Origin of the sequence: Pontiella sulfatireligans (assembly GCF_900890705.1) — a bacterium.
In the GTDB taxonomy this organism is placed as follows: domain Bacteria; phylum Verrucomicrobiota; class Kiritimatiellia; order Kiritimatiellales; family Pontiellaceae; genus Pontiella; species Pontiella sulfatireligans.
In genome coordinates, this window is the sequence record NZ_CAAHFH010000001.1 from 1,224,969 (window position 1) to 1,248,058 (window position 23,090).

Consider the following 23,090-nt stretch of genomic DNA (forward strand, 5'->3'; position numbering starts at 1 on the left):
CCTCTTTCACTCTACGTGCAGTTAAACTCATTTTTCACTCCGAAACCTGCTCCATGGGCACCCAGCATTTGACAGCACCGGGCAATGGATCGAGACATGGTGCCGCAACGTTGTACCAACGACGGGCAATCGGGTCGTCATAGTTTTCCATTTTTTCATTCTGCGCTTCGGTAGCATAGGACTCGACATAGAAGAATTGATAGAGCTCATCACCCAGCTCAACCAGAAATATGGAAAAGTCGTGGCTGCCGGCACGGGCCATATGATCGCACACACCGGGCCAAACGGTTTGGTGGATTGTGCGGTAATAATCCTCGCGATCAGGTTTGATTCGCGTGGTCTGGGCAATCTTTTCCGGCTTTGCATCGGTAGGCTTTGCGCCGAATATGTAATTGATCCATTCCAACTGCAACCAAGCCTGATCATCTTGTACCGCCCGCGGGTGCGGGGTGAGCAACATCTTCATGCTCACAACCTGCTCAACCGCTTCGAATCCCTTTACTGCATCAAGATAGTTTTCGCCTTCATAATCGAAGTAGACCATGAATGCTGTTTTACCTTGCAGCACCTTGGCGTAGGAACTGAGGTTTGTGATGCCCTTTTTCTTGAACGCTTTAGCGACCATCTTTTTATTCAGTGTTTTCAACGCAGCCTTTGCGTCGTCAACTTTTCCGTCCTTTGCAAAAGCAAACAGCATCACGTGCATTTCCTGCCCGGACAGGATGCGGTTTTCGTAGGGCGATAGTCCACTCGCTACCAATGCGCCCATTACAGAAACGATTATAACCATCCATTTCAGTTTCATGATTTTCCCCTATGGATTAGGACCCGCCACAAGGTCAGGTCGCTCCGAATCTATCTCTCGCTTAAGGATATTTGCAAGAGCCTCCGTCTTCTCCGGATGCTGATCTTCCAGATTATAGTATTCGTTGTTGTCCTTCAGTATATTGTAGAGCTGGTAACTCGGCTTATGCGCAGGGCCAACTTCAATCACCTTCCACCCGTCCTTATCAATCACCGCACCGCTGCCCATGGTCCGCATTCGGGTGCCAACAATCACATAATCATGCTTCTGCCGCTGCTCCTGCCCCAACAGCGTTGGGAGATAGGAAATACTGTCTTTGCCTTTCGGCACAGGAACCCCCATCACATCGGCAATCGTTGCCATGAAGTCATAATGGGCACTCAACAATGCGGTTGCCCCTCCGGCTTTGATTTTGCCCGGCCAGCGTACAATCAGCGGACATTGGATGCCGCCTTGGAAACCGCTGCGCTTCTGCCCGGCACGTCCGCCGGCGCCGTTGAAAACATCCTCGAATTCCGACAGGCGCCATTTGTCATCGGTCAGATTCGTCTTGGTACCGTCCGGCTTCAACTGTTTGGCAAACAGCGTATTCAAGCTTTCGTTGCCATGATTATAATACGTGGCATGTCCGTTGTCGGAGGCGAAGAACACGAGGGTTTTATCGTCGAGACCCTGCTTCTTCAATTCCGCCATGATGAGACCGACGTGATCGTCCAGCATTTTCACCATGGAGGCATACTTCTTCTCCGACAGCGACAACCGCGGATCATCGGCAAAGTCCGGATGCAGTTCCGGAATCGCGACGGGGCCGTGCGGAAGTTGGGTCGGATGATAGAGGAAAAACGGGTGGTCTTTGTTTTCCCGGATGTACCTCAGAACTTCTTCGATAAAGATATTCTGGGAATAGGTTTTCCCGCCCGAACCAACGGGTTCGTTGCCTTCTTCGGACATCTTTCCGCAATTCGACAAGGGGTTGCCTTCCAGTTCAAAGCGTTCGCCATTGCGCCAGAGATAGGGCGGATAATACCCATGGCAGCGGACGTGATCGTAATAACCCACATAATGATCCCAACCGTGGCGCTTCACGCGCTCGTGCCAGGTCAGGAATCCCCGGTCCAACTTACCGACCTGCGCGGTCTTGTAGCCGGCCTGTTGCCCGATCTGTCCTAGCATAACCTCGTTCGGAGTAATCGGATCCGCACTGGCCTTGATCTCCTCCATCCGCTTCCGGTATTCCTCCTCCGTAATCCTGCCGGCATCCCGTTCGATCGGCAATCCCGCCTGGGTCTGCTTCCAACCTCCCATGCGACCGTCATGCATGCCCGTCAGCAGCGTCCATCGCGATGGCGCACAGAAGGTTCCACCGTAGTAATTGGTGAACTTAATGCCCTCGGCGGCCAGCCGGTCAATATGCGGCGTCTTCACAATCTTCTGCCCGTAGCAACCCAGCATTTCGGGGCCAAGGTCGTCGGCAAAAATCATGATCACATTGGGTCGATCCGCATAAACGGCGCCCAATGCCGCAACACACAGTCCAACCAACCAACGATTCATTGTTTTACTCATAATCAATTTCTCATTTAATTGCTTAAATTTCAGGCGGCACCCACTCCGGAATGCCCTGCGCCTTTTTCTGACTGTCGTACAACTCAAAAAACGGAGGTTCCTCGCCAGCATATTCCCGGTCTTCATTCACCATAAGCGGCAAAGTTTCTTCCCACCACGTGAAGCGAGCGGCATTGAGACGCTCCACCACCTCCGGATACTGCGCGACGACATCCTGCTTCTCATATGGATCGTTCGAGATGTCGTAGAGTTCATCGCCGACCAGGCGCCACCGCTGCGTGCGCACGGCGTAGCGCTCGTCCCTCTGCGGTTCTTCCCCCTTGTCCCAGCGCCCGGAATGTACAAAGAGCATGCGATCCTTCCATTCGGCATCGGGATTTTCCAGCAAGGGGATCAGACTTCGACCGTCCAGCTCCTGAATGCCGGAAGAAATCGTTGCGCCAGCCAAACCACAGAAGGTTTTATAGAGATCGAAATGCGCCGTTAACGCATTCACGTCCTTGCCCTCGGGCAGCACGTTCTTCCAGTACCAGAAGCACGGCACGTGCGTCCCCCCTTCGGCCGGCGATGTTTTTCCGCTCTTATACCCGCCCGTCCACGCGGCTTCGGTCTTTCCATCCGAGGTGCACATTCCGTTGTCCGTTGTGAAAATAACCAGCGTATTCTCCAGTGCACCCCACTCTTCCAGCTTCTCCATCAGGAGACCGAAATTGTCGTCAATATTTTCAACCATGCCCCAGCGGTTTAATGTATCCTTACTGAGTCCCGGATGACGTTTATCAATGCGCCTGACATTTTCCTTCGGTGCGATAAGCGGATTATGCGGCGCATTGGGCGCGATGTAGGCAAAGAACGGTTTTTGAGCTTCATGATTCTTTTTTATCCAGCCCAGCGCCGCGCGGAAGAATACATCGGTGCAATATCCCTTCGTCTTCACGACCGTATCGTTGTGCAGCAACACGTTGTCGTAGTACCGATTCTTCTTGTTGGGGGGGAAATCGGCGCAACTGCCGGGATATTTCTGGCCGATTCCTCCCGCACCATGGGTGAACGCCTCCGTAAATCCGCGGTTGCCCGGTCGATATTCCTCGATGTCGCCAAGGTGCCATTTACCAAAGATCCCTGTCTCGTACCCTGCCTGTTGCAGCAACTGCGGGAACGTGGTTGTTGAAAGCGCCATCAACTCACGCTCCTTGATCGTGTGGGTTACCCCGTTTTTGAATTCATGCCGGCCGCTCATCAGCGCCGCGCGCGTCGGCGCGCACGTCGGGCTGACATGGAACTCCGTCAGACGCAGCGACTTTTCGGCAAAGCGATCAATGTGCGGCGTTTTCAAAACCGGATGCCCCATACACGAGAGCAAAGGCCCCTGGTCATCCGTCATCACCAGGATAATGTTTGGACGTTTGCCTTTCAGCGGTTGAGCTTCACCCCCACCACAGACCATCAACGCCATGATGAACAACAACGCATTCTTCATTTTTTCCCACTCTTTTTCTTGGCAAATCCGTCCAGTTGGCTTTGCTTTATGCCCACGTCGGCCATGACCTGCTTCATCTGAATTTCAGCAGACTGGATGATCTCCCTGTACTCCGGGTTGTCATGCACGCTTCGCGTCTGGTTCGGATCGCGCTTGTTGTCGTAGAACTCGATTTCATCCGAACCATGAAAATGGACCAAGGTAAATTGTTTGGTTCGAATGCCATAATGCTGAGGCTGGTCGACATAGTTGTACCAGATTGCATCACGCCAATCGGGCGGGGAGCTCCCTTTCAGCAATGGAACCATGCTTCGTCCCTGCATTTTTCCAGGCACGGGAAGATCCGTCATTTCCAGAAGCGTAGGGGCGATGTCCACGTTGGAGCAAAGATCCTGATTCTCCGTACCTGCCTTGATCATCCTGGGATAGCGGATGAGAAACGGCATCTTCAACGACTCATCGAGAATCAGGCGCTTGTCATAGAACCCGTGCTGACCGAGCCAATACCCCTGATCCGCAGTATAGATAATAATCGTCTCTTCCATGAGACCTTCATCTTCAAGATAGTCAATCATGCGCCCAACATTTTCATCGACTGCGGTTATGCAACGAATATACGTTTTAACCATATGCTGGTAAGCCACCCGCCAGCAGTCGCGTTGGTTCGTTTTTTCATGAGGCTCCATGTCCTCGACGTGGCGGATATAGTATCCGAATGATTCATTCGGCTTTGGTTTTTTCCCGCCCTTGCTTTTCGGAGTGAGCACCATGTGAAACTTGGTCCGCTCCAGCATGTAGCGCTTGAGTTTGGAATTTGATGCATCGATGTCTTCATACAACGTCGGCGGTTCCGGAACGGCAACATCCTCCAGCAACTTCATATGGCGAGGCGCGGGATCGTAGGGATGATGCGGAGCCTTGAACTGCAGCATCATGCAGAAGGGCTTGGTCCGATCCCGATCCTGCAACCAGTCCAAGGCCTTATCGGTATATTTATCGCTGCTATACCCTTTGACCTCTTCCTTGATGCCCCCGGGCCCGTCGTACTTTGGATCAAAATAGGTGCCCTGGCCTTCCACGACGCGGTAGTCGTCGAAGCCCTGGGGTTTGGTCTTTATATGCCACTTGCCCACGAGCCACGTCTGGTAGCCGCCCTTCTTCAACTCCTTCGACAACCAGGGCGACGATGCCTTAATCGCTCCCCCTAGTTTCATAACACCGTTGACGTGGTCGTATTGCCCCGTCATTACGCTCGCCCGGCTTGGCGAGCAGATGGAATTGTTGCAACACAAGTTCCTGAACAGCATCCCCTCTTTTGCAAGCCGATCAATGTTCGGCGTCTTGGCATAATCCTTCAGCCACGAACCATAGGCGGAAATGGCTTCCGACGCATGGTCATCGCTGAAAATAAACAGAATATTGGATCGCTTCTGTTCCGCAACTCCACTTAGAGCCGCTCCGGCAACTGCACACATCAGCATCCATTTTTTTAATTCATACATCATAACCTCTCTCGCCTTCCTTATTCTGCGACGTTGGAATATCCCACGCCATCCTCTGCCCTTGCAAACGCCTCTTTGTCGGCCTCTTTGTGAACCGACAACTTGAATCCGTTAAGCTGGAAGCAATAGGCAATTTCATTTGGTTTTTCTATTGGCGGAACAATGACCAGCTGCCGCTTGTCGTTGATCCGGTAACTGATCGTATCTTCACATCCCAGCAGTTCGATCCAGGCAGCCCCACCCGCGTCATCCACCTTGATAGACTTGACGGTGAATTCCTTTTCCGGCCATCCCAGAACGACAACATTAACCGTCCTCCCATCCTTGGATTGGGTGAAACGAATATCTTCCTGAGAATAGACCACCTTTTTCTCTTCATCGCCTCGACCATTACGCTCGGAAAGTTTTTTATGCGGTTCGCCGTAGACCGTCCACGGCCGCGTATTGTAAACCGCGTCGGCATTGGTGTTCAGCCATTGCCCTATCTTCTTCAATTCGACAGCCCCCTCCTCCGGGATTGAGCCATCCGGGCGGGGCGGCACGTTGAGCAGAAGCACGCCGTTTTTCGAAACGATATCCATCAGAATATCAACCACCCAGTTGGCATCATGCCATTGGCCGTTGAATCTTGGCTGGTAGAACCAGGAGCGCCCAATGGTTCCATCGGTCATCCAGAGGTTTGGGCGCAGATATTCCGACCGTCCGCGTTCATAGTCCTTGATCCCGCCATAGGGTAGCAGTGCCGCCTCTTTGTGGCCGATGCAGACCTCCTTGCCGTTCGCGTTCGCCCAGTTATAATAATCGGCAAACATGCGTTGCTGGTATTCCGGAGTAATGCATTTCCGCCCGTCGAGACCAATATCGAACCAGATCATTTCCGGTTCGTATTGGGTGACGACCTCATTCACCATGCCGAGCCATTGATCGAGATAGCGTTTTGTGGGAAAACCCACGTTCGCATAATTGCCCTTTGAGTCGCGTTTGATTTCTCGGGGCTCGCCATAAAGCGCCCACGTCTCGGAATCCTTTCCGTCAAACAGGGTGGCCGGAGCGTAGTATCCCCACGTCCAACAGTGATGGAACGTGGCAATAAACTTCATGCCCCGTTTTTTGTACGCATCCGCGAGCAGACCACTGATATCCTTCTTCGGCCCCATGTTTTTCGCATTCCATTTGGTCGCCTTGGAATTCCACATGGCGAAGTTGTCATGATGCACCGCAACCGGCCCCGCAAACTTGGCCCCCGCCGCCGCAAAAAGATCCGCCCACTCCTCGGCATCGAACTTATGCGCCGTGAACAGGGGACAAAAATCCTTAAACCCGAATTCCAATGGGTCTCCATAGGTCTTTTTGTGGAACTTAAATTGATTCCTTTTGTCATTGTACATGTAGGTTGGGTACCCCGCGGCGTTCGCGGCCGCTGCCGGGATGCTCTGAGGGGTCCAGTGGGTGTAAATACCGAACTTGGCATCGGCGAACCATTCTGGGCAACGCGGATACTGCTGGATGGATTCCCAGCTAGCCTCGATTCTCTTCCGCTGGGCACTCAGGCAGGAGGCCGTGCCAACCAGACATGCTGCAACGAAACATGCGACTCTACTTCTTTTCATATATGCAACACTTTCAAATTAGTTGACCTTGGCAGCCGCTTGCATAGTCACGTTTGTTTTTTTCTTCTTCGCCTTGGACTTTTTAGCTCCAAGCTTGTGCCAATAATCCACGGGTTTGTATCCGGCAACATCATATTCCGCACCGCTGTGGCTGTTCTTGGCCGACTTCAGGAACGCAAGAATCTCCGCGCGCATTTTCTGCGCTTTTTCCGGATACTGCTTCAGGACATTGTGGGATTCCTTCCTGTCCTTCGAAAGGTCGAACAGGTGATCTTTGGAAGCATCGTTCGACGACTCGATAATCAGCTTGAACTTTCCCTGAACCAAGCAGGCATTATTGCCATGGCGGAACGGAATCGGCTTGGTGTGCTCCAGTTTCCCGCCGACAAGAATCGGCAAAATATTTTCACCGTCAAGTACACGCTGCTCACAAAGCCCGGCTCCGGCCATGGCGCATACCGTCGGCAAATAATCGAGCACCGACATCGGCACATCGATCTTTGATCCCGGCGTGATATGCCCCGGCCACAGCGCCAGCGCCGGTACGCGCACGCCCCCTTCATGGAGACTGCGCTTGCGCCCGCTGAATCCTCCGGTACGCCCCGCCCTGCGTGTTTTTGAGCGATCTTTCGGTTCTGACCCCTCCGGCCCGTTGTCGCTGCAGAAAAAGAGTGCGGTATTATCGGCCACACCCAGTTGTTCCAGTTCAGAACGCAAACGCCCGACCTGATCGTCCACCGCCGTGATGCAGCCATAATAATGCGCGGCTTCGCCGTGGCCCTCATACATTTTGAGATATTCCGGCCCGGCTTCAACCTCCTCATGCGGAGCGTGGAACCAGACAACCGCCACAAACGGTTTATCTTCTTTTACGGCGGTTTGAATAAATGGAATCGCACGATCCATCAGTATCCGCGAATCGCAACCCTTTAGATTTTCGGTGGCCACTATGCCGTTTTCAAAATACGGATTGTTTTGGTACTGCTTGCCCTCGGTCGGGTTCCAGGTCCGGATGGCCGATTCAGCCACAAAGGATTCATCATAATCACGATCCCACGGCGGAGCATAGTTGATTTCAGGCTTACGGGCAGCTCCCTTGGCAGACATGGTTTTGCTGAGGGTTCCCAAATGCCATTTCCCGAAATGCCCGGTGGTATAACCCTCCGCTTTTAACATCCGCGCAATCGTATATTCCTCCTGCGGCAAATGCCCTTGATTCGCTTTCCAGATCCCTAATCGCCAATAATGGCGGCCGGTCAGAAAAGAAGCCCGAGTCGGAGAACAGACCGGGCCAACCGAATAGAAATGATTCAGCACCGCACCACCTTCGGCCATACGGTCCAGGTTCGGCGTTTTGATGATCTTATTACCGTTAAAGCCCGTATCGCCCCACCCCATATCATCACACATCATAAAAACGATATTGGGAGCGGTTGCCGCAAAAGCAATATTCCCGAGCCCGACAACCATCCCGATGATAAATGCGCTAAAAAAAGTTCTGTTCATGCCTATTCCCTTAATAACATTTTTTCCATCGAAACACGGCCCTTCGCCATATGATGTCGATGTTGCCCTTGTTACCTTTCGGAAGCTCTGAACTGGACACGCGTAAGCAAAAAAGGCCAATAAATGACCTTTTATTGCATTTGATTGCCGGGATGCTCAGGACATCCCGATCAATTCGTCGGCATAAAACCATCGACCGGGCGAATCATAATATAGTCGTGGCGGTATTCTTTGGTTCCGAATGCGGCCAGCAAAGCAACAACTTCGCCGGTATCGTTCAGAAATACCTGAGGTCGTTCAACGCGGGTAACCCAATGCTCCGACCCATCCTCCATCGGAACCGGATCTGCCTGGGACCAAACCGGAATTTTTGAAAACAGCTCGTAATTAATTCCATCCTTGGACGTGTAATATACGACGGCTTTGCCAATCCCCGTCACTTTGCCCATCCAATCGGTGCAGATCGCATTGTATTGATTGTTCGCCCACCAGATGGTCGGATCTTCAAGTTCCATATTGTACGGCAGCAGGTTACGCCCCGCGGCAACTTTCTTAAAGGGTCCCTCGAGGGAAGCTGCTTCATAGGCTCCCATGTAAACCCCATGCCTACCGAGTTCCTTGCTCTCGACCTTGAACTTATGCAAGGCATAGACGCTGCCGTCGTCCCGAACAAGAACCGCCGGATTGTTTGCTTTCATCGCGATTTTCTTTTCCGAATGCCAGGGTCCGTCAATGTTGTCCGCCCACGAAAACCCGGAGTTTCCGCCTGGGGTGTGGATGTAATACATCAGAAAACGCTCACCCACCTGCATGACTTTTACGTTATGAAGGCCCTTCTTACCCATCGGGTGGTCCTTAGCCTCCATCACCACTTCTTTGAACTTGTAGGGTCCGAAGAGCGAATTCGAGGTTGCGCGGATAATGTGGCAGCTTTTCCATGCCTGTTTGTTATCCTTTGCTTCCAGCTCGTGCGACCAGCGGGAGCAAAACAGGTGATAGGTGTCGCCAACCTTCACGACCGACGGATCCCACAGGCAATAGCCCTCCATCCTAAAAATTGCGGTCGTTGGGACGGGCTTGAGCGCCGCACGCAGCGGGTTGCTGTCGGAATAACTCATAACCGCATCGTCCGGCAAAGTGATTCCCGCCTGCACGATGGTCGACATAAGGGCGCCCGCCATCAGTGGTAGAAATATCTTTTTCATAAACGCCCTTATGTTTGTTTTATTAACTGCATTCGGGGAACCTGATCTTTGGCTCATCCAGGCCCTCCACTTCTACAGTCTCAATCAAGACTCAAAGGGGTAACCCGCATACTTTTAATATGCAATCGGGCCATGGTCCCCCTGAATCACAATCGGACCGCGCTCCGCATCCCCTGCTCGGGAGCAGCTCGGGTAGGACCGGTAACTTCGACATTCGCCTGAACCTTCTGCCCATTGACATGAACGGAAACAAAGCGTGCATGTTCTGTTTTTTTGCTGCAGCAACGGAGCAAACCACAACGGCACAGATTACAGGTATCATTTTTTTTTCATATCATGATCCAATTCTAAGGTCCTCTGCACGGAAGCCTTTTCGTGCAGTCAGCTTGAGCAGTTTATCGGCTTCAAGGTTATTGGTGATCCTGCCCTTCCTAATGTCATAATCAACATTCTTCCCGGTCCGGATTGCCAGCGTTCCCAGAATAATCATCATGCTTAAACGCCCGGCATAATCAAAGTTCGATCCTGGTGCGGCTCCTTCCCCTAAGCACGCCCGGACCCATTCTGCAATATGGCCCCCCTTGATCCTTGGATAGGATTTCTTCGGGCGAGCCTCCGGATTCGTCCGAAACTCCTGCCACAGTTCCTCTGGGAAAAGACGCGGACTGTCCGGCCGCATACCCGGGTGATAAATAATCCCCTTTGTACCCACCAACATGAGACCGCCTTCGGCATTGAGCTCGAATTCTCCAAAAGATTCAGGCACCGCAGGACGCTTCGGTCCTTCATACCAGGTCATGGGAATCACCCGGCCTGTTTTTTTCTGTTTACAAAAATATTTCACAACCGATCCCGATGGCGTAAAGATCGGATTCACGTGATCCACCTCGACTTCAACCTTATGGGGAATCTGAAGATCCAGCGACCAGAACGGCGTATCCAGGGTATGACATCCAATATCCCCCAGACCGCCCATACCAAAGGACCACCACCCCCGCCAATATCGATTATGGTACACCTTAGAGGCATACGGCGGCGCATCCGCTACAGGCCCGACCCAAAGATCCCAGTCAAAACCTTCTGGAACCGGTTCGGCAAGTGGATACTCCATTCTTTCCGGCATAAAGCCGGCCCCCCTCTCAGGACGGTTTGTCCAGGCAACAACTTCCTTTACCTCTCCAATGAGCCCGGCCTCATACCATTCCCGGATTAATCGGATTCCTTCAAATGCATGCCCCTGATTACCCATCTGAGTAACCAGCCCTCGCTTTTGGGCCTCCCTCACCATAATCCGAACCTCTTCGGCCGTATGCGCCAGCGGTTTCTGCACATACACATGCTTGTTCATCTGCATGGCCATCATCGCAATCGGGAAATGAGTGTGATCAGGAGTAGAAACACTCACAGCATCAATATCCCCCTTCAACTCCCGCAGCATGATCCTGAAATCGGTAAAAGTCTTGGCATCGGGGCAGATCTTTGTTTTGGCCCTGCGTATGGCCTCTGAATCAAGATCACAGATTCCGACAATCTCAACGGAGCGACTTGCAAGATTTCGAAGATCGTTAAACCCCATCCCGCCGACACCTACACAGGCAACACGTAGTTTAGCGTTCTGTTGTGCCGCCGCTTTCAGCGAGGGCAGAAACAGTGCTCCGGCTGCCGTTGTTCCAATAAAATTCTTACGATTCATAAATATCTCCAAATTGATTAACACCGCTATTCAGCAAACACGCCGATCTCCGATAAGCCCAGGGTTTTAGTTTTAGACTTCCGATACGACGTCAGGCCGATAAACTTAACCCAATCGACCTTTCTAGGCTCAAACGAAATTTCCAATCCGTAGCAATATCCGAAGAGCGGGAGACTACGGTCTACATGAATGAATGTACCATCGCTGAAAAGCAATAAGCCCGACGTAACCTGGCCGCGCCCGGCGAAGCGGTTGAATAGCACAATTCTGCCCACGGTCTGCTTCTTTTCCCACTTGAGCTTCAACCAGCCTCCCGCATTTTCGTTCAGTGCCGCCCACCCTTCAGACTCTATTTTTCCGTCCACAGCAGCCTCTGCTGAAGTGCCGGGTAATGTGGAACTAACGGAAACCTGCGCAGTCCCGGCTATACTCTTTTCCAGAATATCCGGATCACGTTTATCGACTGGTTCCGGAACCAGTTCCCCCTTCGAGAGAAATCTGATCTGGTGCAGACTCAATCCATACCTGCCGCCTTCCGGCTTTACGCCGAACTTATGTCCATTTCTGCCCATGCTGAAATTTGCAGAATGGCACAGCCACGCCGTTTTACCGTCGTCGCCGATGAATTTACTGGGGAAATTCAGAAAATAGGATTGCTCCCCGAAGTTTTCCAGATATGTGATAATCCGCCACGGGCCTGTGAGTTCATCCGCCTCAAGGATATATGAGTCCATTTCCGCAACCGTCGGCCAGCCGTCGGTTACGCACATAATATATTTCTTCAGTGGAGGGAAATAGGACACCGTCACACACCCCATGTTGTTATTCCATTCAAGCAGGGGCTTTAAATCGTCAAAATCACGGCTCCAGACGGGATTTCCCTCCGCATCATGACCGCCAAAAAACTCGTATGCGTTCACGTCGTTAATCGTTTCCGGCGAAGGTGTAACCCTCGCGAGATAAATTTGATCGGCCGATATCCAGCTTAAATTTGCATGTTTGCACCCCGCATCTCCCGGGCATTGTTCGGCAATCTCATACGCCTGCCCGGTCTTGGGCTTTATACACGGGCGCGGCTTAGGATCGTCATCAACAGCACCCATCGCGACCAGATAGGCTTTCCCATCCGGGGAATACTGCATGTTTTTGCCGAAATCGACGAAATGAGGAGCACCCATCTTTACCGCGCCCCCCAGCTTTTTGGGCTCTGGGAACAGCGGATCGGCTGGAGTCAGCGGCGAAGGGGCCCAGGTCCTGCCATAATCATGGGAGATCTGGAATCCCGGCAACGGCCCTAGAACAGGCCAGTTGTATGAAAACCCATTGTGCTTCGGATTGGCAAACTGGTTAGAATAGCCTGAAGTCAGACAGTAAGTACCGTAATACCATACGCCATCATGAACCAGCGATCCCGCAGGATAACGCCCCTGAAAAGGTAAGGCGCTTGCGACTTTGGGCGGGGATGGATTTGTAATGATAAGGTTGAGTGGATCATCACCAATCATAACCGCATGCCCGGTAGTGGCCTTTTCTCCTCTGCCGCTGAAAGACCAGGAAATCAGATCATCTGTGCACCCGTCGGTCCACGGGGAATAGAGATTTCCATCGTCGGCCCATGACGGATAAAACGTATCCCCGGTCAGATAATCACTGAACTCACCTGTAATATAGATCCGATCGAAGAGTTCCGATTTTTCAAAGGGACAGTCTTCTGGGACTTCCGATTTCCAAACATATCCATCAGGTATATGCCGGGGATGCTTTACAAGCCTGTACTGAACGGCCTCCTCTTTTGCTGCACACACAACCGCGGGCAAAATGATCGAAATGAACACCTTGCTTATATTATTCATCATCTTTTTTTACTTCCTGCCAAATTCAACGACTGCGCCCCTGCTTCGAGATTTGCCTCAACTTGTCCTGCATGGCTTTCAGACGCTCGGGATTCGACTTGGCTAGGTTTTTCAATTCCGCCGGATCATTGCGCAAATTGTAGAGCTCGACCTTTTTCTTCGGCTTCCGGCCATAGTTAAAATCGATCACCTTCCAATCGCCCTCCACATAGCACCGCGCCTTTCCAGAATGCAGGGCGACGTTTGTGCGGGGCTGATCGACCTGCTCCCCTGTCAGCAGCTCCACGAAGCTGAATGAATCCTCTCCATATGGTTCGGGAAAGTCCAGCTCAAGCAGGTCGGCGCAGGTGGCTAGGTAATCCGCCGAGTTGATCAGCTTGGCTGAAGTGGTTCCGGCGTCAACCCTACCGGGCCAGCGGACGATAAAGGGCAGACGGAAGCCCCCCTGATAGGGACTGGCTTTCCCCTCGCGCCAATCCAGATTGGTCTTGTGCCCCATCTTTCGTGCATCCTTTTTCGCGGTTCTCGACTTCAAGGCCACGTCACCGGACTCGTCGGCCAATTTCAATCCTTTCCCGGCACTGGAATGGTCGTTCAGCTGACCGCCATTGTCGCTGGTAAAAATGATTAGTGTGTTATCGGTGAGCTTCAACTCATCAAGGAGGTTCATGATTTCACCCACATAATGATCCAGTTCCTGAATAAAGTCGCCATACTGCCCCGCCTTGCTCGTGCCTCGGAAACGAACATTGGGCGTGATATGCGTATGCGCAATGGTGGGCGTGAAATAGACAAAGAAAGGATTCTCCTGATTGGCACGGATAAAATCCACGACCTTCCCGGTCAAGACCGCGTTCACCTCGTCGTCCAAGCGCTCCTGCAGCAACCCCTGAACCCGCTCCGTATCGGATGCCGTTTTAAAGGGCGTGTCAGGATCGAGCCCATGGAGTCGATGGTTTTCCACATAGCCACGGATATTGTCGTTGTGATTCCTTGGCAGTCCCCAGTGATAGTCGAATCCCAGCTCATTGGGGCCGGGTTTCAAGACACCTCCCCAGTCCGGCACGCCTTCGCTCCCGTAGCCGAGATGCCACTTACCGACCGCGGCGGTTTTATAGCCCTGCCGCTTAAACAGGTTGGCAAGGGTTGTGCGTTCGGATTCGATCAACGCATATCCTTTCCATTGGTCGGTGGTGATTTCTTTTTTCCGGAAAGGATAGCGCCCGGTCAAAACCGAATACCGTGTGGGTGTGCAAACGGAACCAGCAGAATAATAGTTTTCCGAACGCAATCCTTGGCGGGCCAGCTTGTCGATGTTGGGCGTACTGATCAGCTTTGCGCCGTAACAGGAGATATCCCCGTAGCCCAAGTCATCCGCCATGATAAGAATAACGTTCGGCGTCTCGGCCGCGGCACCGGAGCAAACAACCATTCCGATTACAGATGTGATCAAAAACCGTTTATATAGACCCATTTCTTTACCTTTTACTTTCTCACTTCGCATACTGTTCATTTACCGTTGTATATTTCCCAGAATTTATCTCGCCACGATTCAGTCTCATCGCCCCGATGCCCTTCAAGCAACTTGCGCATCCTATTCAGTATTTGAGCATATTCGGCATTGTCGGCCAGATTCGTGCATTCATCAGGATCATTCTCCAGATCAAACAACTGTGTTAAACGCTTCCCTTTATATGCATACTCGATCAATTTGAAACGCTCATTGCAGACCGCACGGACCGTGCCCTTGAAACCAAAGTATAAATCATCGCGTACGGACTCCTTCACGTTCCCTTCAATGGCCATCTTCTGGCTCACGCCCGTAACGGAATCCGGGATGCTGACTCCGGTCAGGTCGCAAAGCGTCGGATAGAGATCATAGGTGTACATCAGAGAATCGGTTCTTTTGCCCGATGGCACACCGGGGCCAGCCATAATCATAGGAACATGTGTGCCTCCATCATCATACAGGTTCTGCTTGCCGAACAGCCCATGACTGCCAACAGCCAATCCACTGTCGCTCGTAAAGACCACAATCGTGTTATCAACCAGCCCACGCTCTTTCAGCGCGGCAAAAACCCGGCCGATGGCAGCATCCATATGCGTGATGATCGCATAGTATTCACTCAACTGTTTTTGGGTGTCCTCCTTGGTCCTGGGATAGGGAGCCAGTTTTTCGTCACGAGTCTTTAACTCACCGAAGTCGAAGGGGTGTTTCGGTAAAAAATTCGACGGAAGGGCAATCGACTCCGGCGGATACAGATCAAGATATTCCGCCGGCGCCTGCCGAGGATCGTGCGGGGCATGAAAAGGCAGGTAGAGGAAGAAGGGATCGGAACGATCATACGACTGGATAAAGTCAACCGCGGCTTGGCCAATCACATCCGAGCTATGCAGTCCTTCATGGTTTTTAATCTCGGAAGGATTGGAGCATTTTTCACCCTTCAACCCCACCAGATACAGATGTTTTTCATCATACTGCCCATCTTCACGATAATCCTGATAGGACAGGCCGAAATGCGAACGGCGTTCGTCTTTATTCGTAACGTAATACGCCCCTTTGCTCAAACCATACAACCTGGCGCCGCCCTGGAAGCCGCGCATGGCCGATTCCGGTTGATTATGCGATTTCCCAGTAATAAAGGTAAAATATCCGCCACTGCTGAACGCCTGAGCGATCGTCTTATGGGATGGGGCAAAGGTACTGCCCTTCCCGCCCTCTATCCGGAACACTCCGCGCCCACAGAGCAACTGGGCACGACTGGCAACACAGGTCGCGCCCGTATTCGCGCCCTGGAGATAAGCATGATCAAACACCGATCCCCTCTCCGCCAACCGATTCAGATTCGGGGTTTTTACCTGTGCATTGCCATTGGCGGCCACGCCGTCATAACGCATGTCGTCCGCCAGAATAACAATCACATTGGGCCGCTTATCATGGTCGGCATATGCTGCCGCCCCCATGAGCAAGGATATCAACACAATACGTTTTACAATCATCATTATTTGTCCTTCCAGAGCGGTTCCGGATCAATCGAGATCTTTGATGTTTCGGATGACGAGATTCGGGGTATCGACCAATTTCAAGCGTTCCGCCGAACCCTTTTGAGGAGAGAGGGCCAAACCGTCAATTTGAAGATTGGTCACGTCATCCGTGTATACCGCATGGCGCAAGTCGTCCTTCTTCAGCGCCATTTTAAGGTTTTTCACCGTCAGGCCATCAACATGGCGGGCATAGAGACCCCAGGATGGAGGCACTCCGAAGTTTCTTTTTTCCGGATAGCGCGCTTCATCCTCGGGAACAACACGATTGCAATGTGCGGCCTTCCCTCCGCCCGGATAGGTTACCGTAATATTCTCGAGCGTAACGTTTTCAACCTTTTGGTTCGGAATTCCGGTAATGAAGATGGTATTAGACTCCAATTTTTCAGTGGTCAGATCAGCAACTATGTTTTTCAGGGTAATATTCCTGATAATATTCGCCGCATCGCTTTCGGACTGGTCATCTTTGCGATGGGACATTTCCCGGGCCGACTTATAACTCCGGTTACGTGCTCCAAGGCGAATAAAGATCGGGCCGGACACCCGCTCCATTTTTATATTGGAGATGGTCACGTTTTCCATAATCCCGCCGTCAACACAAAGCAGCTTGATCGGAACACCGGGGCAGTCGTAAAAGTAACAATCAGTAATCGTTATATTCCTGAAGCCACCAAATGACGATGTGCCGGTTTTGAAACAGCCCCAATGACTGCTCACCCGACAATTGCGTATCATCAGATCTTCTACGGGATGTTCCAGCGTCCCCTTCGGACAAATGGCATCATCACCAACATTGATATCGCAGTTTTCGATCAGCACCCTGCGACAGGAATCCATATCAATACCATCATTGTTTCCGTTACAACGGCTCGCAATGGTTACACCCTGTATTGCCACATCTTCACAATCCACAAGGTGTGTGTTCCAGGCGGCCGAATCCTTAAGGGTAATGCCTGTAAGTTGAATGCCTGCGCAGCGAATGAAGCGGATGTTCATCGGACGGAGGCCTCGGTTTTTACCCGTTTTTGTTTCCTTGCTAAAATATTCGAGCTGTCCGCGCACACTGATGACCCCTTTTCCGGTGATTGCAATGTTGGACGCATCGCAGGCATAGATCTGCGCAGTGGACGAAGACGGTATTTCCACAGCCATTTCGCAATCCATTTTGTAATCGTCAATATTTCTCGTGCCGAGATAGGAGGCACCGTCATCAAAACTTAACGTAACATTGCTTTTGAGCTCTATCGTTCCACCATAGTACGCGCCTTTCGGCACCTCAACCACACCGCCACCGGACTGGTGACAGATGTCGATCGCTTTTTGAAACGCAGCCGTATCATTGGTTTCATCCGAGCCGGTCGCTCCAAATTCAGTTACGGGCCACGACTGCCCACCCAACTTGCCATCGCTCTGGGCCGTGGCGCACGCGTTTAAGAGCAGGGCAACTGCCGCCATTAACAAGTTACGACCGCTCCTGAGCAATGATGCATAATATCTCATATTCATTTTCTCATCGTCAAAGGTTCCAATTTTCCTGAACAATTTTCCTGATTCGGGGATAGACCTTGTCCGTATCACCCAGATCCAGCCGCTGGGTGGCCAGCTCTCCTTTTAGCGTTTGGATAATTTCCTTATATTCGGGATCGGCGTAACGGTTATGCATTTCGTTTGGATCGCGGTCGAGGTCGTAAAGTTCCCATGCAACCGGGGTGTCCGGGGCAAAACGGTTGCCGCCATACTTGGTCACGGACTTTCCTTTGTAGATATCCGTGTAGTCCGTCCCGTAGAAAAAGATCAGTTTGTATCGCTTGGTGCGGATTCCGAAATGGGCCGGATTCCGATGATGCGCCATGTGCATCCAGTAACGGTAGTAGGTGGCCGTCCGCCAGTCCTTCGGCTCCGCCTGCCCCTTGAGCGCCCCGACAACGCTATGCCCTTGCATATAATCCGGGCGCTCGACTCCAGCGAGTTCCAGCAAGGTTGGCGTAAAGTCCGTGTTGTTGAGCAGCCAGTCGTTGCGTGCGCCCTTTTTAACCAACGGCGGATAATGAACAATGAAGGGCATGTGGATGGATTCTTCATACATCCAGCGCTTGTCGATAAAGTCGTGCTCGCCCAGGCACATGCCTTGGTCGCTGGTGTAAACAATCACCGTATTGTCCATCAGGTTGTTCTTTCCCAGATAGTCGAGGATGCGTTGCAGGTTATCGTCGATGCCCTTGACGCAACGAAGATATTTCTTCAAATAGAGCTGATAAGCCTCATGGGTCTTTTCTTTTTCGGTCAGCGTCTTGCCGTCTGTCATCTTTGCAATGTCCTTCGCCCATTTTCTCGCATACCCCTTCTTCGTGCGACCGGAAACGCTTGAACCAAAGTTATTCCCACGCGTGGCAACGGAACCGAAATACGGCCCGGGCTGGTCATACAAGTTCACCGGCTCGGGGATCTCCACATCCGCCAAATAGTTTTCATAGCGTTTGGCATACTCGAACAGATCGTGCGGCGCCTTGAAGTGGTGCATCAGAAAAAACGGCTTGGATTTGTCGCGCCCATTCTCCAGCCATTCCAAGGAAACGTCCGTCACAACATCGGAGGAATGCCCCTTCTTATGGATAACGGGAATCGTTTTGGACAGCGTGCTGTCAAAGCGGATCAACTCCGGAGTTCCCCCTTCGCTGACATGCAGGATGGGATCATGATATTCGCCCTGTCCCGGGAGCACTGCGAAATAGTCGAAATAGGCGGGATCTTCCTTCAAGTGCCATTTGCCGACGACGGCGGTGGCGTATCCCGCCCGCTGCATTTCCCGCGAAAGATAGCTCTTCTCCGCCGGCAGCGAGCTGTAGAGATCCAGCACGCCGTTGCGATTGGAATATTGCCCGGTCATGATCGATGCCCGGCTGGGGGTGCAGATCGAATTCACACAGTAGACATTCTCGAAAACCATGCCCTTGCCGGCCAAACGATCCAAATTCGGCGTGGGATTGAGATTGGCCAACCGGCCACCGTAGGTGCCGACCGCCGCCGTCGCATGGTCGTCGCACATGACAAACAGTATATTCGGCTTTTCAGCCTGCGTGCACGCAACGACAGAAACAGTTGCCAGCACCGCAATGATTATCTTTCGGTTCATTTCATATTCCTTTCCAATCAAATTCGCTCACTTCGTAATAAAGCCATCTGCTATGAATACCTGAAGAACCCGCAACTTTGGACACGGGGTCGTTTTCATTTCCCATGTATGTGAAAAAGAATCTATTTACGAAAATCGTCAAACGGCGCGGATTTTTCAGGATCAACTGGCCGATAAAAGTTGCCGGAGCTTTTTCCGGTTTGTGCAACGGCATTCCCGTCTTCGCCAAAGGTGATCAGATTATCGACGATTGCCGAGCTGCTCACATTGTGCAGACGCACGACCGTTTGCGACTGGACGGTATTCACGACATTGTTCGCAAACATTAGATTCGTGGAATTTTCAATGTTGATGAACGCTCGCCCGTTTGGTTTTTCATCCACCGTCCGAGTCTTGGCACGGGAATCGATCTCCTGCTTAAGGCTGTTGCCGGTCATCACCAGGTTCTTCGATTTGCCAATGTGGCAAAACGCGCCAAAGGCGGCCGCTCCCGTTGAAAGCTTCCAATTCGTAAGCGTGTTGTTGCTGATCGTCGAATCATTGATGTCGTGCATTTCAAAACATTTGCTCACGTAGGCAAAGCCGTTTCCGTTCAGGTTCGAGGCCTTTGTTGAGCCGATAATCACCCCGGTTTCCAAATCGGCGAAGCAGTTGTTTTCAATCATGGCCACGGCGGAACCGCCTTTGAACCGAATGCCGTAGACCATCTGCGCAAACCAGCTGTCGGTAATGTAGCAGACGTCGCAGTATTCCGTCTCGATCCCGACATACAGATCGGTAAATACACAGTTGTGGACTCTGAGCATTTCGTTCTTGGCCCGGCCTTTCCCTTTGAGCTTTGGGAAAAACAACGCCCGCTGCCCTTCTTTCTCAACGTTCCCGTACCGCCCCTTGGCCGGATACCAATTCAGGCCGCGGAAGTTAGGCGAGTCACCGCGGAAGCGGCTATAGCCTTTCGCGGTATCAACGTCGGTATTGTTGTAGCCCACGAACGTCATGCCGTTGACGAACACCTTGCTGTTTTTATAACTCCAGGGAGATTCTCCGGCGGGGAACGATTTGGAATGCCCTGTTTGCTGGAACGTAATGCAATTCGGCCCCGTATTCTTCCCGAACCGGAAGATGGTGCCGCTCTTCAGGTTCATCCCATGGATATCCTGTCCACCATGGCCGTTGCCACGAAGCTCAAGGCAAACCAGATTTACCGTGATTGGCGCGTCGATGTGGTAAACACCCGGAAGAAAACTGAACGTCGCCGAGGTATCCTTGAGCGAGGCAGTCTTGTCGAAGATTGCCTGCAACGCCGCCGACACATCCCGTTCGCCGGTATTGTCCAAATGGTATTCAAACTTGCCGTGGTCGGTCAGCACCTCAACCGTGGCAAAGCGCTCCTTCGAGACCTTCAACTCCCCCAAGGGCTGGAGCGGTTTGGCCAGTGTCGCTGCAACCGGCCCCAACAACAGTGCTCCAACAGCAATTCCAAATGCCAAATTCTTCATGACTCGACCGTCCTTCACGTGGTTTTCATTCACCGTTTCCCGGATCCGCATATACCATCAATACATTGGGTCCTGCCAACCGGCAATTCATTGCATTGCTCACAAGCACCCGTTTAATTATTGTTTAGAAGGTCAGCAGCACCCTCGTTGTCTGCATTCCCTAGTAACGAGTGGATTTCGGACGGGTCGGAAACGTTCGCAGACAGGCATCATCCATATAGTTGTTGATTGAAAGATTCCTGAGGTTCCCAATGTTTTCATACAGCCAGTCATGCGATGCACGCATGCCAACCTCTTCCCCCCTCTCATCCGTCACAATGGCCAAAAACCCATAATACTTCTCTCCACGGATATCATCATTATCCGTATAGTTTTGCAAAACCACCTCTCTATCACTACGAAACTCAAATCTTCTGCCGTTCTCTTCGGGCAGCAAAAAATCGGCCTCATTGCTATCAAGTAAAATATATTTATCACCAAGCCGCTCTTGGCCAATAACGAAAAGCTCCAGCTTAAGTTCATAATTGTATTTTCCGGCGCTCCTTTGTTTGATCTTGACTCCATACAGACAACGCATCTCCGCAGGTCGCTGGGTCTTTTCGTTAATTCCGGCCGGGAAAATTTTCTTATCACTGATATTGACAAAGGAAAACTCAAGCTCAGGAGGTTTCTCCAACTCGATTAGCCTTCGTGATTCTGGAGAGAATTGATCGAGCGGAACCTTGACGTTCCTGCCATCGGCGCCTCGGAATAAAGCCTCCCGACCGAGCACCTTCACAAACTCACTCTCAAATGTTTCCCCATCATTAAGCTGCCACGCATGTTGTGAAAAGCAGGCACCAGCAGCAAAGACGGTCGCAAAAATTATTCTAATCAAATGTTTGCCCTTCATATGAACACCTTGTTTACGATCAATCAAAAATCCCTGAATATTGGTCCATTGGTGCAACACACCTCGTCTTCACACAGGTTTTTATAAATTATATCCAATTGATCACGAGAAAGTTCAGACGTCCTGAAAATCGGCAGAATGGGTCCTCCCTGTGAATTTTCCGGATATTCAACACCCTGCTCCTCCACAGCGACAATGAACGATGCACCACTGGAGGCATTTTCAGAGATTACCACCTCCATATCATATTCAACCCCGGGCTCAAGCGTAACCCAATCCCCCACCGTGGCCAGTGAAGATCCAATCACATATTTTTCGGAATCCATCGACTCTGATTCCCACAGGCTGCGGTACATCTTGGGAGCGCGCTCACTCTCTCCATCCTCTGGACTAATAAACGATCCTGCAACCACAACCTTTTTGTTGATGCGAATAGCAAGCGAATCATCAACTCCCAACCAAAACCGGAAGGTTATCCCTTCTTTGTGGTAAATCTTACCTTTGTAGTACACAACCCAATGTCCGCCGGACGCCATGTCATCACTCATGCCGAATGCCACAGGGGCGAGAGCTGAAATAGTCGGAGGCATCACCAAAAACGTCGTATATAACTTTTGGGGAGAACGATAATACTTTGAAAAAATCGAAGTGTTCCATGTCCGGAAAAATTTATGAAAAATTTCCCTCCACTCCTCACCCTCCATTGGAGAGAAGACTCCTCCCCGGGTAAATTTAAGATCCCAATACGTACCTTCTAGATCGTTCCCGATACTTCTCGTCGATCCCAGAGCCGTCAGATTTCCAAAATCCATATCCAATTCAAATCCACCGCCCCCACCGCCCATGCCATCACCCATCCCGCTCATTTCCGGAAGCTGAATATCCGGCATCGAGGCCCGCATGACTTTGGTTACAATACGTGTGGTCGCCTTCGGCTTTGCCGTTTTCTTAACCTTAACTTTCGGCTTCTTGAGCTTCATCTTTGGTCGCTCAACCGGCTTGGGCGGCACAAATTTTTTCTCTTCCTTGTGCTGAACCGTAAACACCACGAGCATGCCGGCCAACAGAAAAGCCGCGGCATGAATCAACAGACTGATCATGAACCCGCTCGACGCTCCCTTAACCACTCCGAAAGATTTTCTGCTATTTCTCACAACAACCTCTCAATACGTATAACTTTCTTTTCCTTCGCTTTTTCCTGCCTTTGGCGCTCATTGGAGCATTGCGATGCTTAAGCACAACACCCCTTCATCGACTCCGCCTCCCGAACAGGTGAAGTTTTCCCGTTTAACGTATTCACGCCG

General features: G+C 51.5%; 16 protein-coding genes. All 16 read right to left on the minus strand.

Features of this window, described 5'->3' with window-relative positions; all coding sequences use genetic code 11:
- Positions 1–34: 34 nt before the first annotated feature.
- The 16 genes from SCARR_RS04255 to SCARR_RS04330 all read right to left on the minus strand — a co-directional run bounded on the left by SCARR_RS04255 (position 35) and on the right by SCARR_RS04330 (position 22,874).
- The gene (locus SCARR_RS04255) at positions 35–805 is read right to left on the minus strand and encodes an L-rhamnose mutarotase (RefSeq protein ID WP_136060274.1); all 771 of its coding nucleotides are present in this window, start codon (positions 803–805) and stop codon (positions 35–37) included.
- A 9-nt stretch (positions 806–814) separates the two neighbouring features.
- Complete coding sequence (locus SCARR_RS04260) at positions 815–2,371, minus strand: arylsulfatase (protein ID WP_222846169.1); 1,557 nt, start codon at positions 2,369–2,371, stop codon at positions 815–817.
- A gap of 22 nt (positions 2,372–2,393) precedes the next feature.
- Positions 2,394–3,851 (minus strand): arylsulfatase, encoded by a 1,458-nt coding sequence (locus tag SCARR_RS04265; protein WP_136060275.1) that lies wholly within the window; start codon positions 3,849–3,851, stop codon positions 2,394–2,396.
- Complete coding sequence (locus SCARR_RS04270; protein WP_136060276.1) at positions 3,848–5,356, minus strand: sulfatase family protein; 1,509 nt, start codon at positions 5,354–5,356, stop codon at positions 3,848–3,850. Before SCARR_RS04270 ends, SCARR_RS04265 begins: the two co-directional genes overlap by 4 nt.
- Positions 5,357–5,373: 17 nt before the next feature.
- A complete protein-coding gene (locus tag SCARR_RS04275) occupies positions 5,374–6,963 on the minus strand; it encodes an alpha-L-fucosidase (protein WP_136060277.1) in 1,590 nt (529 codons plus the stop codon).
- A gap of 18 nt (positions 6,964–6,981) precedes the next feature.
- Positions 6,982–8,469: a sulfatase family protein gene (locus SCARR_RS04280; RefSeq protein ID WP_136060278.1), complete on the minus strand. Its 1,488-nt coding sequence runs from the start codon at positions 8,467–8,469 to the stop codon at positions 6,982–6,984.
- Positions 8,470–8,639: 170 nt separating this feature from the next.
- Entirely contained in the window at positions 8,640–9,674 is a 1,035-nt protein-coding gene (locus tag SCARR_RS04285) for a glycoside hydrolase family protein (RefSeq protein ID WP_136060279.1), read from the minus strand.
- A 334-nt stretch (positions 9,675–10,008) separates the two neighbouring features.
- Positions 10,009–11,367 carry a Gfo/Idh/MocA family protein gene (locus tag SCARR_RS04290; RefSeq protein WP_136060280.1) on the minus strand — a complete coding sequence of 453 codons (1,359 nt, stop codon included), beginning with the start codon at positions 11,365–11,367 and terminating at the stop codon, positions 10,009–10,011.
- A 26-nt stretch (positions 11,368–11,393) separates the two neighbouring features.
- Positions 11,394–13,223: a discoidin domain-containing protein gene (locus tag SCARR_RS04295; RefSeq protein ID WP_136060281.1), complete on the minus strand. Its 1,830-nt coding sequence runs from the start codon at positions 13,221–13,223 to the stop codon at positions 11,394–11,396.
- Positions 13,224–13,245: 22 nt separating this feature from the next.
- Positions 13,246–14,694, minus strand: a complete 1,449-nt coding sequence (locus SCARR_RS04300) for a sulfatase family protein (protein WP_168432992.1) — start codon at positions 14,692–14,694, stop codon at positions 13,246–13,248.
- Between the two features lie 35 nt (positions 14,695–14,729).
- Positions 14,730–16,223, minus strand: coding sequence for a sulfatase-like hydrolase/transferase (locus SCARR_RS04305; RefSeq protein WP_136060283.1), 1,494 nt, complete (start codon positions 16,221–16,223; stop codon positions 14,730–14,732).
- Positions 16,224–16,250: 27 nt separating this feature from the next.
- A complete protein-coding gene (locus SCARR_RS04310; protein WP_136060284.1) occupies positions 16,251–17,768 on the minus strand; it encodes a glycoside hydrolase family 28 protein in 1,518 nt (505 codons plus the stop codon).
- Positions 17,769–17,778: 10 nt separating this feature from the next.
- On the minus strand, positions 17,779–19,395 hold the full coding sequence (locus SCARR_RS04315; RefSeq protein WP_136060285.1) for a sulfatase family protein: 1,617 nt from the start codon (positions 19,393–19,395) through the stop codon (positions 17,779–17,781).
- Positions 19,396–19,517: 122 nt separating this feature from the next.
- The gene (locus SCARR_RS04320; protein ID WP_136060286.1) at positions 19,518–20,894 is read right to left on the minus strand and encodes a NosD domain-containing protein; all 1,377 of its coding nucleotides are present in this window, start codon (positions 20,892–20,894) and stop codon (positions 19,518–19,520) included.
- A 160-nt stretch (positions 20,895–21,054) separates the two neighbouring features.
- Positions 21,055–21,786, minus strand: a complete 732-nt coding sequence (locus tag SCARR_RS04325; RefSeq protein ID WP_136060287.1) for a hypothetical protein — start codon at positions 21,784–21,786, stop codon at positions 21,055–21,057.
- 23 nt (positions 21,787–21,809) lie between these two features.
- The gene (locus tag SCARR_RS04330) at positions 21,810–22,874 is read right to left on the minus strand and encodes a hypothetical protein (RefSeq protein ID WP_136060288.1); all 1,065 of its coding nucleotides are present in this window, start codon (positions 22,872–22,874) and stop codon (positions 21,810–21,812) included.
- Positions 22,875–23,090 lie beyond the last annotated feature (216 nt).